13 protein-coding genes, 1 tRNA gene and 4 pseudogenes are annotated in these 14954 nt (G+C 43.1%); 10 read left to right on the top strand and 8 right to left on the bottom strand.

Annotated elements, in window-relative coordinates:
- Positions 1-62: 62 nt before the first annotated feature.
- On the bottom strand, positions 63-812 hold the full coding sequence (locus Xbed_RS15545; RefSeq protein WP_086113809.1) for an SDR family NAD(P)-dependent oxidoreductase: 750 nt from the start codon (positions 810-812) through the stop codon (positions 63-65).
- A 192-nt stretch (positions 813-1004) separates the two neighbouring features.
- Between Xbed_RS15545 and Xbed_RS15540 the strand changes: the two genes are divergently transcribed.
- From Xbed_RS15540 to yegD, 3 genes are read left to right on the top strand one after another with little or no spacing between them, the layout of a single operon-like run.
- The gene (locus Xbed_RS15540) at positions 1005-2618 is read left to right on the top strand and encodes an AMP-binding protein (protein WP_086113808.1); all 1614 of its coding nucleotides are present in this window, start codon (positions 1005-1007) and stop codon (positions 2616-2618) included.
- A complete protein-coding gene (locus Xbed_RS15535) occupies positions 2599-2814 on the top strand; it encodes a hypothetical protein (RefSeq protein ID WP_086113807.1) in 216 nt (71 codons plus the stop codon). Before Xbed_RS15540 ends, Xbed_RS15535 begins: the two co-directional genes overlap by 20 nt.
- 52 nt (positions 2815-2866) lie before the next feature.
- On the top strand, positions 2867-4219 hold the full coding sequence (yegD, locus tag Xbed_RS15530) for a molecular chaperone (protein ID WP_086113806.1): 1353 nt from the start codon (positions 2867-2869) through the stop codon (positions 4217-4219).
- Positions 4220-4294: 75 nt separating this feature from the next.
- Here yegD and Xbed_RS15525 read toward each other — a convergent pair whose 3' ends face one another.
- Positions 4295-4846: an MFS transporter gene (locus Xbed_RS15525; protein WP_339373821.1), complete on the bottom strand. Its 552-nt coding sequence runs from the start codon at positions 4844-4846 to the stop codon at positions 4295-4297.
- A 483-nt stretch (positions 4847-5329) separates the two neighbouring features.
- Here Xbed_RS15525 and Xbed_RS15520 point away from each other — a divergent pair, with 483 nt between their 5' ends.
- The gene (locus Xbed_RS15520; protein WP_086113804.1) at positions 5330-6697 is read left to right on the top strand and encodes a DUF3472 domain-containing protein; all 1368 of its coding nucleotides are present in this window, start codon (positions 5330-5332) and stop codon (positions 6695-6697) included.
- Positions 6698-6808: 111 nt separating this feature from the next.
- Here the strand turns inward: Xbed_RS15520 and Xbed_RS20255 are convergent.
- Positions 6809-6980, bottom strand: a pseudogene (locus Xbed_RS20255) (helix-turn-helix domain-containing protein); the annotation flags it as partial.
- A gap of 161 nt (positions 6981-7141) precedes the next feature.
- On the opposite strand from Xbed_RS20255, the pseudogene Xbed_RS15510 reads away from it, so the two are divergent.
- A pseudogene (locus Xbed_RS15510) lies at positions 7142-7802 on the top strand (DUF4158 domain-containing protein); the annotation flags it as partial.
- A gap of 95 nt (positions 7803-7897) precedes the next feature.
- Here the strand turns inward: Xbed_RS15510 and Xbed_RS15505 are convergent.
- Genes Xbed_RS15505 through trmB form a run of 4 tightly spaced genes read right to left on the bottom strand, consistent with a single transcriptional unit; the run spans position 7898 to position 10734 of the window.
- Entirely contained in the window at positions 7898-8620 is a 723-nt protein-coding gene (locus tag Xbed_RS15505) for a DUF2884 family protein (protein ID WP_086113803.1), read from the bottom strand.
- A gap of 50 nt (positions 8621-8670) precedes the next feature.
- Positions 8671-9642 (bottom strand): glutaminase B, encoded by a 972-nt coding sequence (glsB, locus tag Xbed_RS15500; protein WP_086113802.1) that lies wholly within the window; start codon positions 9640-9642, stop codon positions 8671-8673.
- Between the two features lie 46 nt (positions 9643-9688).
- Entirely contained in the window at positions 9689-10015 is a 327-nt protein-coding gene (locus tag Xbed_RS15495) for a YggL family protein (RefSeq protein WP_086113801.1), read from the bottom strand.
- Positions 10015-10734, bottom strand: a complete 720-nt coding sequence (gene trmB, locus Xbed_RS15490) for a tRNA (guanosine(46)-N7)-methyltransferase TrmB (RefSeq protein ID WP_086113831.1) — start codon at positions 10732-10734, stop codon at positions 10015-10017. Before trmB ends, Xbed_RS15495 begins: the two co-directional genes overlap by 1 nt.
- A gap of 243 nt (positions 10735-10977) precedes the next feature.
- Between trmB and mutY the strand changes: the two genes are divergently transcribed.
- The 4 genes from mutY (at position 10978) to Xbed_RS15470 (ending at position 13694) form a co-directional block, all read left to right on the top strand.
- Positions 10978-12018 carry an A/G-specific adenine glycosylase gene (mutY, locus tag Xbed_RS15485; RefSeq protein ID WP_086113800.1) on the top strand — a complete coding sequence of 347 codons (1041 nt, stop codon included), beginning with the start codon at positions 10978-10980 and terminating at the stop codon, positions 12016-12018.
- 26 nt (positions 12019-12044) lie between these two features.
- Entirely contained in the window at positions 12045-12317 is a 273-nt protein-coding gene (locus Xbed_RS15480) for an oxidative damage protection protein (protein ID WP_086113799.1), read from the top strand.
- A gap of 73 nt (positions 12318-12390) precedes the next feature.
- Positions 12391-13464 (top strand): membrane-bound lytic murein transglycosylase MltC, encoded by a 1074-nt coding sequence (gene mltC, locus Xbed_RS15475; protein WP_086113798.1) that lies wholly within the window; start codon positions 12391-12393, stop codon positions 13462-13464.
- Positions 13465-13618: 154 nt separating this feature from the next.
- Positions 13619-13694: transfer RNA gene (locus Xbed_RS15470), tRNA-Phe, on the top strand.
- 224 nt (positions 13695-13918) lie between these two features.
- On the opposite strand, the pseudogene Xbed_RS15465 reads toward Xbed_RS15470, so the two are convergent.
- Positions 13919-14356: pseudogene (locus Xbed_RS15465) on the bottom strand (site-specific integrase); the annotation flags it as partial.
- Positions 14357-14717: 361 nt separating this feature from the next.
- Here Xbed_RS15465 and Xbed_RS15460 point away from each other — a divergent pair.
- Positions 14718-14954: pseudogene (locus Xbed_RS15460) on the top strand (integrase core domain-containing protein); the annotation flags it as partial.

The raw sequence follows: 14954 nt of genomic DNA, 5'->3' as shown, positions 1-14954 counted from the left end.
GTGTTTATTGGGTAAACATCTTACCCTGTTCTTCTGCCTTACGACAATCTTTGGCAAAACACTCAGGCTTCCTGTACTTCCGGCAAAACCTGTCCCCCATCAACAACGATTGTTTGCCCAGTAATATACTTCGCTTCATCGGACGCCAGAAAACAAGCCGCATAACCGATATCTTCGGGTACACCAAAAACCCGCATTGGGGTGGTCTCTTTCACATGATCAAGGAAATCATCACCAAATGATTGTAAACCTTCGGTCATGATCATGCCTGGCATAACGGCATTAATGGTAATACCTTGACCCGCATATTCCAATGCAGCACTGCGCATGAACCCTAATTGCCCCGCTTTACTGGCACCATAATGACTGTAGCCTGAAATGCCCGTTATTTCTCCGGTTATCGAAGACGTGATAACAATTCGCCCGGAATGTTGCTTTTCCATCACATTCAATGCCGCCTGCACTAAGAAAAAGGTTCCTTTGAGATTAACGGAATGCACTAAATCCCAATCTTCAGCGGTCATGTCCTTAAGATAATGTTGTGGAAAGATACCTGCATTAGAACAAAGAATATCGAGTCTGCCATATTTTTCGATAATCTTATCAATCGCGCTTTTACATGCAGGCTGATCGGTAACATCAAGGGGAATAAAATCCACTTCCAGTTCTTTGGCGATGGATTCTCCTCTCGTTTGAGAAGTGCCGGCAATAATGGTTATTGCACCGGCTTGCTTCAACACTTTTGCAATGCCTTTGCCAATACCTTTGGTTCCCCCTGAGATAAAAGCAATTTTTCCTGTTAAATCAAACATAAATGTTTCCTTTTATATTGGTGGATCGCGTTTTTTAAGGAAGATAACTTACATAGGATCTTAAATTAAAACAATATAGATACATTTTATTCATACATTGACATCAAAATATCTTTATCATATTAACATGGCATTATTTATCTATACTTACCCTATTGCTTTTGAAGGATATTACAAAATGAGGTAAAAAATATGATCCACGCTGATTCGTTCTTAAGTCAATATGACGGTGTAGCATTATCACCGATTTTATTTCTTAAAAGAGCCGTATTAAGTCGCGGTGATGATATTGCCGTCATTGATGGCAAACACCACTGGACCTGGCGCCAATATGCCAATCGCTGCGAAAGAATCGCTGTCTCACTTCAACAAATGGGGATTGGTAAAGGAAGCGTGGTATCGGCTATTTTGCCCAATACCCACGAATTGCTTGAATTACATTTTGCGATCCCTTTGGCGGGTGGCATCCTCAATGCCCTAAGTACACGGACAGATGCAGCCACACTAAATTTTGTCTTTGAAAAACTCACGCCAAAAATATTATTTATCGATCAGAGTTATATTTCTTTATTAGATAATGTCACTTTCAATAGTCCAATAGAGATAATTATTGTTGATTCCAATAATCCAGTCACGCCAATATCCACACCTGAATATAAATATATTCCTTATGAATCCTTGATCACCGAAAACACATCAAAAAAACTAACGTTAATCCAAATTGACGAACAAGAAGCCATCAGTATTAATTCTACTTCGGGCACCAGCGGGCAGCCTAAACTGGTTGTTTATTCTCATCGTGGTACCTATCTTAACGCCATTTCCAATATATTAGATTGGGATATGCCCAAAAGCCCGACCTTTTTATGGACACTTCCCATGTTTCACTGTAATGGCTGGTGTTTTCCGTGGGCCATTGCAGCGCGGGCTGGCACACATATCTGTATGAAAAAGTTTGACGCAGAAGAAGCTACCAAACTTATTCAAGAGCATAACGTAACACACTATTGTGGTGCCCCGATTATTCACTACTCTTTAGGCAAAATAGCACAAAAATATGGAAAACATTTTGGGGGCCGTGTTTATGCTCTTATAGCCGGTGCCCCGCCAACAGAAATGGTATTTTCCCTGCTGGATTCTATTGGCATCACAGCAACACATGTTTATGGTTTAACCGAGACTTATGGGCCGGTTGTTATCTGTGAAAATAAACGTGCTTGGGAAGATTTGCCAAGCTCAGAAAAAATCTTAAAAAAAATGCGCCAAGGGATCGTTTCCAATTTACAGGGGCAGGTTAGCGTTATCGATGAAAATAACGGATCAGAAGTACCTTTTGATGGCAAAACCCTCGGGGAAATTGCTATTCGTGGGAATATCATCGCCTCTTACAATCCTTCACGCCAGATTACGCCGGAGACCACCAGCCAATGGTTTTATACCGGGGATTTAGCGGTTGTTGACCCTGATGGCTATATCAAAATCATTGATAGGAAAAAAGATATCATTATTTCCGGTGGTGAGAATATTTCCAGCCTTGAATTAGAAAATGCCCTGTCCAATTATCCTGGTGTCTTAGCCGCAGCCATCGTAGCAAAACCTGATCCCTATTGGGGGGAAGTTCCTTATGCCTTTATTGAGCCAGACGAAAAGAGTTCAGTGACAGCAGAAGAATTAAATGATTATATTTGTACAATAGTGGCACGATATAAGCGGCCGAAAGGATATGCTTTTTTAACGTTACCCCGAAATGTCAATGGAAAAATCATGAAAGATAAATTGAGGGAATATGTTAGAAACAGCCCATAAAAATAAAATCAATAACGATACCCATGCCAATAAATGGAGAGATCAACGTATGCACAATGCCCTGCAAGAATATAACATCTCATCAGAAGATTATATTGTTTTAAGTTTACATGATACTGCATGGAAAAAAATCTTATCCGGCGAGAAAAAAGATGAATTCTTCTTTATCTTAAGCTCGCGTTCAACACGCATTTAGGGTAGCATCTGCGCCCTTTTTAAATTTTCCACGATTGAGAATGAGGGAGCTTATGTTCATCGGTTTTGACTATGGCACATCGAATTGCGCGGTAGCAGAGATGATCGGGGATACGCCACGGCTGATTACTATCGAAAATGATAATTTTTACATGCCTTCTGCTCTGGCTGCACCGACCCGAGAATCCGTTTCTGAGCACTTATTTCGTCACTGGAATATCAGCCCAAGCAATCAAGCGGGTGAACAACTTCTTCGTAGTGCAATTACGGCAAACCGAGAGGAAGGTATTGAGCTTTTGCCAGATGATATTGTATTTGGGCAGGAAGCATTGGCTCGATATTTGGAAGATCCTCAGGATGTTTACTATGTAAAATCACCAAAATCCTTCTTGGGTGCGGTGGGATTAAGGGATACCCAAATCAGTTTTTTTGAGGATTTGGTTTGCGCCATGATGGCGAAGATTAAACAGCAAGTAGAAGCCAGTAAACAACAGACTGTTGAAGACGTTGTGATTGGTCGCCCGATCAATTTTCATGGGCGTGGTGGTGACAAATCTAACCAACAAGCTGAGAAGATTTTACTTGATGCAGCAAAACGGGCAGGGTTTCGCAACATCGAGTTCCAATTTGAGCCGGTGGCCGCAGGACTGGAATATGAATCCACGCTGACAGAAGATAAGACTGTATTGGTCGTCGATATTGGTGGCGGAACGACAGACTGCTCCCTTATTCAGATGGGACCGAGCTGGCGAGGAAAATCTGAACGTCATGCCGGTTTACTGGCACATACTGGTCAGCGGATCGGTGGCAACGATTTAGATATTAATCTGACCTTTAAACAGCTCATGCACCCTTTTGGGTTAGGAAGCAAAGTGATCTCGGGTATTGATATGCCACTGACCCAGTTTTGGAATCCGATTGCCATCAACGACGTGCAGGCTCAAAAAGAGTTTTATTCGCGTCAGAATTTAACCGCATTAAAATCCTTGCACAGAGACGCCCAAGAACCGGAGAAGTTAGCCCGATTATTGAAAGTGCACCAAGACACATTAGGCTACAGCTTGGTTCGCAGTGCAGAAGAAGCCAAAATTGCCCTTTCTGAGCAATCTGAGCATCGGGTTAAATTAAATTTATTATCAGAAATTATTGAAGTTAATATCCAGCGCGATCAAATGATTGACTCAATCGAATCCACCAAGGCAAAGATGGCGAAGTTGGTTAGCGAAGCAGTGATACAGGGAGGACGCCAACCCGATGTGATCTTTATGACGGGAGGTTCAGCGAGTTCACCTATTCTTCGTCAGGCAGTTGAACAAAAATTGCCGGGCATCCCACTCGCCGGCGGTAACTACTTCGGCTCCGTCACTACAGGTTTGGCACGCTGGGCAAAAATTTGTTTCGCTTGATAGAAATGTGTTTCACTTGATAGATGGCAGGCAGGCTCAAAAACTGAGCCTGTTTTTTTATTACCTAAAGAAAACTCAGCGCAGTGAATCTTGGCGGCTACGGGGAAAACCGTGTTTTTTGGCCTGCCAAGCCACGATTAACCCGATCAACAACAATATACATATAACCCAAGGGAATGAGGATACACCGCTGGTTTCCAGCAGTACCCCTCCGGCAATGCCGCCACCAGCAATGGCAAGGTTCCAAGCTGTAACAACCATGGACTGTGCCACATCTGCGCCATCCCCTGCTGCGTCCGCAGAAGCGGTTTGCAGTAATGTAGCCGCACCACCAAAAGTCACTCCCCACAGCGCAATACCCAGATAAATAACAGGCGGGATTTTGCCACCGAAACCCAGCATGATGGCAGTTAAGGCGAATACACCGAGGCTAAGCAATACCAGTATTCGTAGATAGCGATCAACCAGCAGACCCGTGATCCAAATACCCAGTAAAGCCGCTATCCCAAATACCAGCAGAATGAAGTCAACGCGCTCCGACAGCCCAGCCGGAATGAGGAAAGGAGCGATATAGGTATAAAGAATGTTGTGTGCCGGCATCCATAACAGATAATGCCTCTGACACACTGAGTTCCATGCCAATTTGTGGTAACAGTCCTGCGGGAAGTCTCAGTCAAGATAGCGATAAATCCCGTCATTGCCAGTGCCAGCAGTCCAGCAATCGGTAAGCGTTCAGTACTTGCCCCTTTGCAGCGTAATTTACTATTTTTGGCAGTGGTGGTGATGTGTACAACTGAGAGCTTTCGAATCTGCTCTTCAAAGATATCGAAATCCCAGTCGCCAGTTTTGCGCATCTGGTTGACCAGTTACGTAATGCTGGTCTGTATCTTGTAGGGATGCTCGCGTACCACTTTATGTCCCTGATAATTACCCTGCATCTCCTCAATGGCAGCGACAGCGTCTTCGGATATCTTACCCGTAAACTCGGTGTATGGTTTTAAGGTACGTGGGAAAAACTAACCATTGACTTTACAAAGTCGATACGTAGATCAACCATTCATATCTAACTGTCTGTCTGTATATTCGATTATTTTAATAAGGGGGCTTACTATGTTGAAAAGAAACATATCTGTGCTGTTATTCTCTTTGGGGATGACAATTAATGCACTCGCAATAACTCCATCAGGTGGGTGGACATTAAAAAATGACTCTATAGAGTCTAAAGATTATTTTATGCGCATTGATGTCGATCCCGGAGAATCCTATTCTGATACGGGTTATGCACCTTCCTCAGTTTACTGGGCTGAATATATTACATTCAATAAAGCAAATGGAGGATACCTTGGTTTACAACGCGCAGGTGGAAATAAAATAGCACTTATATCCATTTGGGATGGGCTTGATGCTAAAGCTGGTATTTTACCTGTCGTTTATTGCAATGAATCTGGTGCGTGCAGTAGTGTAAAAGGTAATTATAACTGGAAGGTAGGGCATAAATATCGCTTTCGAGTGGAACTAAGCCCCAGAACATCATCCGATGATTCCGGAGATTGGTGGCAAATAACATTAGCCGATCTTACATTAGGAACGATAGATATATTAGGGGAGATAAAAACCCCTAAATGGGGAGGGCTTAGTCACTCTAATGGCGTTTTCCTGGAATATTTCTGGGGGCCTTATGAGTGCACTACATTAAGGCATGCTAAAGCGACGGAAGGGCAAATCAAGGGCAGTTATGGACAAGATTCTACACTGGAATCTTCAAACGGAAATTCTTATGGTGATCCGGATATTTGTAATCAGCAATACATTCTGCCAGGAATGACGCCAAATGATTACGGTTCATCATCATGGGATACAGATGGTACTCTAACATTACTCGGAAATAATTATAGAGGTATACATCAATGGGGTTCTTATCAAAATAAAGCTAATAAAGGCATGATGTTTGTTAGCAACGCTGACGATGCAGAACCATATATTTATGAGGCTCTCCATGATGGAACATACGGACCTCTACCTGTCGAGGGAGCCAATAACAGTGATTGGAAATCAGTAGGGAAAGGGTATCCAATAATTAATGACCTATACTTTCGAAACCAAAAAGTTTATGAGTGGGAAGAAAGAAATGATTCAGGCATAAATATTGGGGATTATTTTATTTATCACAATACATACAATGGTGACACTGAATACTTTAAGCTTAAAAAAACGGGGGCTGGATATTTTCCAATAGACAAATCAGATAATGATTATTGGACATATGTCGGTAAATATCCGAAAAAAAACGAGTCACTATCTCCCCCATTGCCTGTACATCACTGGAATGATTCAAATAAAACAGGAAAAAAAGGATGGTTATATTACGATGATTCAACAAAGTTATATTTTATATTAAAATCTGATGGTGATCACGGGGACTTCCCTACCACACCTGAAGACAATCAGTGGTGGCAGTTTGTAGGCTATCATTCCTGACACAGATATTATAAGAACAGCCACCTTTTTAGTGGCTGTTCTTTAATCGTAAGACTAAATCCATCATCAACCACTTCGAGAAAGCCAGAAAAATTATATCTCTTGTATGACTTAATCCGGTAATCCCGCTTCTGATTGATTCTGCCGATACAGAGCCTGAATTCGACATATCGGAGGGGCTGTATCCCGTGGCGTCCGCTGTTTCACGGATGCTCAGTTTTTTGACTTGTCTGTAGTAAAGCACTTTCTGGTGCCGCTCACGATCTGCCTGTTTACCCCGGTAGGTCGATCAACATCGCATTTAGGTTATTGCATTTATCCTATCTCAATAGGCTATATCATTAATGGTGTGCCATCACGTTTTGGTTGTGCGCCAGTGTGTACCCTTATGCGACACCTTTTTCATTAAAATAGCCAAGCAGAATAATTTACAAATGGAACTATATACCAAGGAGACAAATTCTTTCGCAAACTGAAAGAGAATCATTACTGACGTTACCTGACGATGAGTTAACGCTGACCCGCATGGCTTATTTCAGTGAACAGGGTCTGGCTCTTATTAATGCACACCGTAAACCCGCCGCGAGCATTTAACCGAACTGTAACAGCTATCTTGGAGTAAAAACATTCACCGGGCAGATACAGCAGGACTGCGTTACACATCTGTTGCCGATGGCAACGCGCACTGATCAAGGTATTCTTCTGGCAGAAGAGCTTCTGGAATACCTCCGGCGGAATAGCGTGATTATTCCCGCTATTGATGTCGTGGAACATACCTGTTCGGAAACCATGGCTGACAGCGATAAAGTGGTGTCTCAGGCCCTGAATGCTCAGTTGGCCCCGACCCTGCATGAACGTATCCTGAACTGCCTGTTCAGCAGAGCCAAAAGAACACAGGCTGAGCGTCTTTAGCAGACCGGAAACTGATCCAGTCAAAACTACGGCAGTATATTGATGTTGGTCAGGTGCTTTCTGAAGCCCGTGATTCCGGAAATGATCCCTGGGCTGCAATAGAAAATATACTGCCATGGCCGAACTTATCGCCAACCTGGAGGAAACCCGACACCTTGCCAGAAAGAATAATTTTGACCCGCTACACTTAATGATTAGCTTAGGACAATGTTGAAAACAGGAATTAATTAATGTGATCCCAAGAAGAATCATTTGATTATTGACTCTTCTTGGATGAATTATTGGGATTTATTTAAGAGAATTCATCAGGCTGATGCGCTGCTGTTCCAGATGACTGGCTTTGCTACAAACTTCTCCTTTCAAGCGCTTCAACTCTTGTTCTTGTTTTTTCCATTCTGCATCAAAACCATTTTGCATTCCCCCCAACCCTCCGAGGAGAGACATCAACATCTGTTTGCCGCCATCATCTTGATTGCTCTTATTGCGGCTCATTTCGTTAATACTGTCCTGCAAGATGCCGCCAAGACTCTGTTCAACCAGTTTTTGGCCTTCAGATTCTACCTGATTGACTGCCTGATAATTGAATGTGAAGCCATCAGCGCGAGTTTCAATGACTTTATCAATCTGCTTATTGAGTCCCGTTTCCAGTTGAGATAAACGATTACGGATATTACTTTCTTTACCCATCATATCAGCAACCACTTTATCCAACGATTGGCGCGCATTTGCCAAGTGGTTCTGTGCTTCTTTCTTAACCCACGGCAAATCCTGACGAATTGTCTGTTGATACTGCCGCGCCTGGCTCCGTTGTGCCGTACTCAATGACAACGCCTTACCATCACGAATCATAGAGCCATCAGGCGATATTTTCAGGTTTCCACCCGCCCCGATAATTTGGACCGAGTTGGGTGTGACAATAATGTCATCCTTAAGTGTCATCTGACATTCAGAACCTGCCTGCGCCTGAAATACAAATAATAATGATGCAGCAATCATAATCCTGCGTAACATACATTCTCCTGATTATTTTACTTGATGGCTTCCCACCAGCCCGGATGCGGTTAAAAAATAGAACGCCCAATACGCCCAGCCAATTTTTCCAATGCCGCACAACCCGCCAATGAGTTACCTGATTTATCCAGTTCAGGAGACCACACCGCAACGGTAAATTCTCCCGGAACAACGCAGACAATGCCGCCACCTACTCCCGATTTCCCCGGCATACCTATCCTGAAAGCAAATTCCCCGGAACCATCATACATACCACACGTCAACATAAGCGCATTAATCTGCCGGGTTTGACGAAGACTCAAAATTTGCTGGCCGGAATCCATCATGCGCCCTTTATTAGCTAAGTAAATAAAACACTGGGCCAATTCAACGCAATTCATTCTCAAAGCACAATATTGGAAGTAAGTTTGCAGCACCGTAATGACATCATTCTCAAAATTACCGAATGATTTCATCAGGTAAGCTATCGCAGCATTGCGGCTGGAATGATCCATCTCTGAACGGGCAACGATATCATCATAATAAATCTCTTTTTGCCCAGTGAGATTACGGACAAATTCCAGCATTCTATGCTTGGGAGCACTCAGGCGTGATTGCAACATATCGCAAATAATCAATGCTCCCGCATTAATAAAGGGGTTACGGGGTATTCCCTTTTCCAATTCTAACTGTACCAATGAGTTAAAAGGTTGTCCCGAAGGTTCCGTACCCACTCGTCGCCAGATATCCTCTTCCTTATAACGTGTCATCGCCAATGTTAGGCTCAACACCTTAGAAATGGATTGGATGGAAAAACGTTTTTCTGCATCTCCCGCTTTAAAAACCTGCCCGTCGACCGTGCAAATAGCCATCGCTAAATTATTTACCGGAACTTCCGCCAAAGCAGGAATATAATCTGCTACTTTTCCTTGGCCAATCAAAGGGCGTACTTCATCTAAGATATCTGCCAATAACGAATTAGAGAACCTTACCTTCACCACTTTTTCTCCAGACAAACAAGGGCTCCCAAGGAGCCCCTGCATATAGCGCTATTTTTGTGTAACACGCTATTTTTTATGCAACAGCGAATCAATCCCACCACACATCAAACAGTTCTGATGTGACAACTTCTTCCATACCACGATCTTTCAGCCAATTTTCAACCGATTGGCGGTGTTCCTCAGTACATTTGCCGATTTTTTGCAGGCAGACAATACCTTCCCACTGCAAATAGCCACTGGCATCCAAAGCAAGACCATTTGGCTCGATCAACTCTTCAATCAAGGCATCAACCGTGCTATCAACAACTTCAACGGATGTATTAGCCGGGAAATTCCACTTTACTGAAAAACCCAATTCCTGAAACTCATCAATACGCATTTTTTTACGCAGACGACGACTACGGTTTTTAGCCATTATTTTACCCTCTCAAACATTAGATCCCATACGCCATGCCCTAACCGCTGACCGCGCATCTCGAACTTCGTGACCGGACGCGAATCAGGACGCGGCACATAATCACCGTTTTCCGATAAGTTACGATACCCTTCGGCTTCGCTCATTACCTCCAGCATATGTTCAGCATATGGCTGCCAATCCGTTGCCATATGGAAAACACCACCGATTTTCAGTTTGCTTTTAATCAATTGAGCAAATTCAGGCTGCACAATCCGACGTTTGTTATGACGGGCTTTATGCCATGGATCAGGGAAGAAAAGCTGAACCATCGCCAAACTTTGATCTGGGATCATATTATTCAGCACTTCAATGGCATCATGGCACATCACACGCAAGTTGCTGAGATTAGCTTCTTCTGCACAAGCCAGACATGCCCCAACTCCCGGCGCATGAACTTCAATCCCAAAAAAGTTTTTCTCTGGGTTCTGGCTTGCCATAGTGACCAATGATGTCCCCATGCCGAAGCCAATCTCCAGTATAACAGGCGCGTCACAACCAAAAAGTTCTGCCATATTGGACAATTCTGGTTGATAGTCCACGCCCATTTTCGGCCATACATTATCAAGTGCTTGCTGCTGACGACTTGTTAACCGTCCCTGCCGACGCACAAAACTGCGAATACGGCGCAAAGCCCTGCCATTCTCATCATATTCCGGTGAAATTACGTTATTTATCATGGTACGTTCTGTCAATTTTAAAGACATTTGCTCAGGCATCTGGGGCTTTATGTACCGCAGAATAGCCCTAAGAGAGCGCAATTATGCAAAGATGGCTGAGTTTATCAAGTTCAGTGCCCATAAGCACAACTTTAATGCCAATTTGCGGAGCGCTTCGAAACAAAGTTCGGGTTTACACTGAGGTTACACTATGTTGCAATCCTGTTCACAAAACAATTATCCGATATAAAGACAATTATTCTAATGATGGAAGCCGAGCAATTTTCACAAGTGGTACTTGAGTGGTATCACCGTTATGGTCGCAAAACTCTGCCGTGGCAGTTGGAAAAAACGTCCTATCACGTCTGGCTTTCAGAGGTGATGCTGCAACAAACTCAAGTCGCGACAGTTATTCCCTATTTCCAAAAATTTATTGCCCGTTTTCCTGATGTTGCTTCTTTAGCCGCAGCACCGTTGGATGAAGTGCTCCATTTATGGACAGGTTTAGGGTATTACGCACGCGCCCGTAATTTATATAAAGCCGCCCAACAGATTATGGCGTTACACGAGGGTAAATTCCCGACAACCTTCGAAGATGTTGTCGCCCTGCCGGGTGTAGGGCGCTCCACGGCAGGCGCCATTCTTTCACTCTCTCAAGGCAAACACTTTCCTATTCTTGATGGTAATGTGAAGCGTGTTTTGGCTCGTTGCTACGCGATTGAGGGCTGGCCGGGGAAAAAAGAGGTGGAAAACCAATTGTGGGACATCAGCACTCGTGTCACTCCCAAACACGGCGTCGAATATTTCAATCAGGCAATGATGGATTTGGGGGCAATAGTCTGCACCCGCAGTAAACCAAAATGTGAAATTTGTCCGCTCAATACAGGCTGCATCGCTTATGCCAATCATAGTTGGGCAAATTATCCGGGAAAAAAACCGAAACAGCGCATTCCGGAAAAAACCGCTTACTTTTTATTAATGCAACATGGTGATACGGTTTGGTTGGAACAACGCCCACTTTCCGGTATCTGGGGTGGCCTGTTTGCCTTTCCTCAATTTGCGGATCAGGCATCACTGGAACAATGGCTAAAAGATTCAGGCATCTCTCACAGCAAACTTGAACAACTGACCGCATTTCGCCACACATTCAGCCATTTTCATTTAGATATTATTCCCATTAGAATCGATATCTTATCTTTTGATTCCTGCATGGATGAAAACAAAGGACTTTGGTATAACTTACGCCAGCCAGCAACGATTGGATTGGCAGCGCCGGTTGAGTACCTTTTGCAACAATTGGGTTAAATTACCCATTATTTTGAGGATTGATTATGAGCAGAACTATTTTTTGTACTTTTTTGCAACAAGAAGCCGAAGGCCAAGATTTTCAGCTCTATCCGGGGGAACTGGGAAAACGTATTTTCAATGAGATTTCTAAAGAAGCATGGCAAAAATGGATGAGCAAACAGACCATGCTAATCAATGAAAAAAAATTAAATACCATGAATCCAGAAGATCGCAAACTGCTTGAGCAAGAGATGATAAAGTTTCTGTTTGAAGGGCATGACATTCAAATCGACGGTTATACACCACCAGAACAATAATATTATTGGCACAAGAGCCATTTTGTATGGCTCTAAATACTGATGGCATTCCAATATTCAACGGCACTATAAAATGAAAAGACTGCTGACTCTGACTCTTCTCGCCCCGCTCCTAATTTCCTGCACTAACAAAAAAGACCTTGAATACAATCAAGAATATGTAAAAGATACGAATGGATTCGATATTTTGATGGGGCAGTTTGCCCATAATATTGAAAATATCTGGGGCTTGCAGGAAGTTTTAATCGCAGGCCCAAAAGATTATGTGAAATACACAGATCAATACCAAACCCGCAGCCATATCAACTTTGAATCGGGAAGCATCACAATTGAAACACTATCCCCGATTGAACCCACAGAACATTTACGCAAAGCGATTGTGACAACGTTACTGATGGGGGATGATCCTGGTTCGATTGATCTTTACTCTGACGCCAATGACATCCAGATCAGCAAAGAGCCATTCCTTTATGGACAGGTTTTGGATAATAGCGGAGAGCCCATTCGCTGGGAGTGGCGTGCACGTCATTTTGCCAATGACCTGATTCAGAATAAATTACAAAAACGCCAATCAGGATTGCATGTCATTTGGTCTGTCACCATTCAGTTAGTGCCTAACCATTTGGACAAACGCGCCCATAAATACCTCCCTCTTGTTCGCAAGGCATCGGTTAAATACGGTGTTGATGAATCCCTGATCCTTGCCATCATGCAGACTGAATCCAGCTTTAACCCTTATGCTGTCAGCCATTCTGACGCCTTGGGGCTTATGCAAGTGATACAACATACTGCTGGAAAAGATGTTTTCAGGATGCAAGGAAAATCAGGTCATCCCAGCCGCAGTTATCTCTTCGATCCAGAGAACAACATTGATGCCGGCACCGCCTACCTTTCGATATTGCAAAATGTCTATTTAGGCGAAATCCAGAATGCGACTTCACGTCGCTATGCCGTTATCACCGCCTATAATGGCGGTGCCGGCAGTGTATTACGTGTATTTTCCAGCGACAGGAAAAAAGCCGCTCAAGTCATCAATGCAATGGCGCCTGGCGATGTTTATGAAACGCTGGCAAATAAGCACCCATCTGCTGAGTCACGTCGTTACTTGATAAAAGTGAACAACGCACAGAAAGGCTATCGTAGGTAGCAGACAGCAAAGGGACAATGTAAAGATGGAGAGGCGATTATCTCTCCATCTTGTTTAGATTTATAGCTTGTTGAATAATTTAAAAGCATACAGATGAAATTATACAGAAAATGTTTGACGGATTTGTCTGAATACGGTTTAATGCGCCCCGTTAGCCCGGATAGCTCAGTCGGTAGAGCAGGGGATTGAAAATCCCCGTGTCCTTGGTTCGATTCCGAGTCCGGGCACCATATTTTAGAGCTTGTTTGTTGAAGGTTAACAGACGGGTGAAAAATCAAGACCACTTAAGCGATTAACAGTCCTGATTTTCGAGATTACGGTGTATGAACACCGTTAAATCAAGGATACGGGGCGCCTGCATTAGCAAGCGCCCTTTTCTCTTTCTCAGCAAGTGCATTCAGTCATTGATTCTGATATCAATTAAAGTAAATGTTCCACTGCTTGAGATTGTGCAATTTTGACTCCCTTCGACACGCAATTCAATGTAACTGCTGTTCAGATTGGTACCCGGCAGGTGTAATGGTTGATTCTTGCACATACCCGTTTTCTGCTCTTTTTTGACAAGCCCATCTTTGACTACTGTATTGTCAAACGGATTCTGGGTATACGGCAATAATTTTCTTTTCATCCCAAAATTAAAAATCGCCCGCAGGCACGTCACCTTATTGTTCCAGGTATGACTGGATTGTTTCTTCTCCCGCAAAAGATGACGCCGCCACCGCAATACATCCCGATGAGTGACGTTTTCCGGTAGTACCATTTCACCGATAAATCGGATAAATACCTGCGTCATCCTGCGATAGCTGCACTCAGTTGATGGCAACGGCATACGTGAAAAAAAGTACTCGTCCAATAACTCATCCCAACTGATTTTTTCTGCCGTATGCAACATGTTATTTTTTCCTCAATACATTAACGTTATCATTCCATTTAATTGTTCATAAGCAATTTTATGGCAATAAAAGATATAGATAACAATATGAAACTATTTACTTTGCAATAATGTATTAAGATTACCTTAAGTGGCAATATTTTCTTTATCTCATGCCTGCCGTTTGGATAGTTTCAAATCATGACTGGCCTTTTTTGCAGTGGCCTGATACCGAAGTTCATCATGTGATTGAAATAATAATATCAAGGTGCTCGCATCACCTCAAGCAAGATGGAGGGCAGTACGTGGCTGAGATTTTGAACATGCTAAAGCAGAATACATCCCGAAAATTAAGTATGGAAAACAAACGCAGATTATGTTGCTTAAAGGTACAGAATATTGCGGTCGTATCGAGCACCACGATTATCAGCTTTATTTAGCGATAAATGAGGTAGACCACACAAAAACGAAAGCCAGGTCACCCCAGACAAACGGTATCTGTGAACGCTTCCATAAGACGATTTTGAACGAGTTTTATCAAATTATCTTCAGAAAGAAAGTGTACAGTTCACTCAATGAGCGGCAAATGGATCTGGATGAATGGCTAGATAATTACCAC

The sequence above is a fragment of the Xenorhabdus beddingii genome, assembly GCF_002127545.1.
GTDB classification, from domain to species: Bacteria; Pseudomonadota; Gammaproteobacteria; order Enterobacterales; family Enterobacteriaceae; genus Xenorhabdus; species Xenorhabdus beddingii.
The sequence above is the reverse complement of the archived record's forward strand: the minus strand, read 5'-3'. Positions and strand labels throughout refer to the sequence as shown.

What these genes read in the sequence shown, in the direction of transcription:
- Xbed_RS15545 (WP_086113809.1), bottom strand. Translation starts at nt 812, where the DNA reads ATGTTTGATTTAACAGGAAAAATTGCTTTTATCTCAGGGGGAACCAAA.
- Xbed_RS15540 (WP_086113808.1), top strand. Translation starts at nt 1,005, where the DNA reads ATGATCCACGCTGATTCGTTCTTAAGTCAATATGACGGTGTAGCATTA.
- Xbed_RS15535 (WP_086113807.1), top strand. Translation starts at nt 2,599, where the DNA reads ATGTTAGAAACAGCCCATAAAAATAAAATCAATAACGATACCCATGCC.
- yegD (WP_086113806.1), top strand. Translation starts at nt 2,867, where the DNA reads ATGTTCATCGGTTTTGACTATGGCACATCGAATTGCGCGGTAGCAGAG.
- Xbed_RS15520 (WP_086113804.1), top strand. Translation starts at nt 5,330, where the DNA reads ATGTTGAAAAGAAACATATCTGTGCTGTTATTCTCTTTGGGGATGACA.
- Xbed_RS15505 (WP_086113803.1), bottom strand. Translation starts at nt 8,620, where the DNA reads ATGTTACGCAGGATTATGATTGCTGCATCATTATTATTTGTATTTCAG.
- glsB (WP_086113802.1), bottom strand. Translation starts at nt 9,642, where the DNA reads ATGCAGGGGCTCCTTGGGAGCCCTTGTTTGTCTGGAGAAAAAGTGGTG.
- Xbed_RS15495 (WP_086113801.1), bottom strand. Translation starts at nt 10,015, where the DNA reads ATGGCTAAAAACCGTAGTCGTCGTCTGCGTAAAAAAATGCGTATTGAT.
- trmB (WP_086113831.1), bottom strand. Translation starts at nt 10,734, where the DNA reads ATGATAAATAACGTAATTTCACCGGAATATGATGAGAATGGCAGGGCT.
- mutY (WP_086113800.1), top strand. Translation starts at nt 10,978, where the DNA reads ATGATGGAAGCCGAGCAATTTTCACAAGTGGTACTTGAGTGGTATCAC.
- Xbed_RS15480 (WP_086113799.1), top strand. Translation starts at nt 12,045, where the DNA reads ATGAGCAGAACTATTTTTTGTACTTTTTTGCAACAAGAAGCCGAAGGC.
- mltC (WP_086113798.1), top strand. Translation starts at nt 12,391, where the DNA reads ATGAAAAGACTGCTGACTCTGACTCTTCTCGCCCCGCTCCTAATTTCC.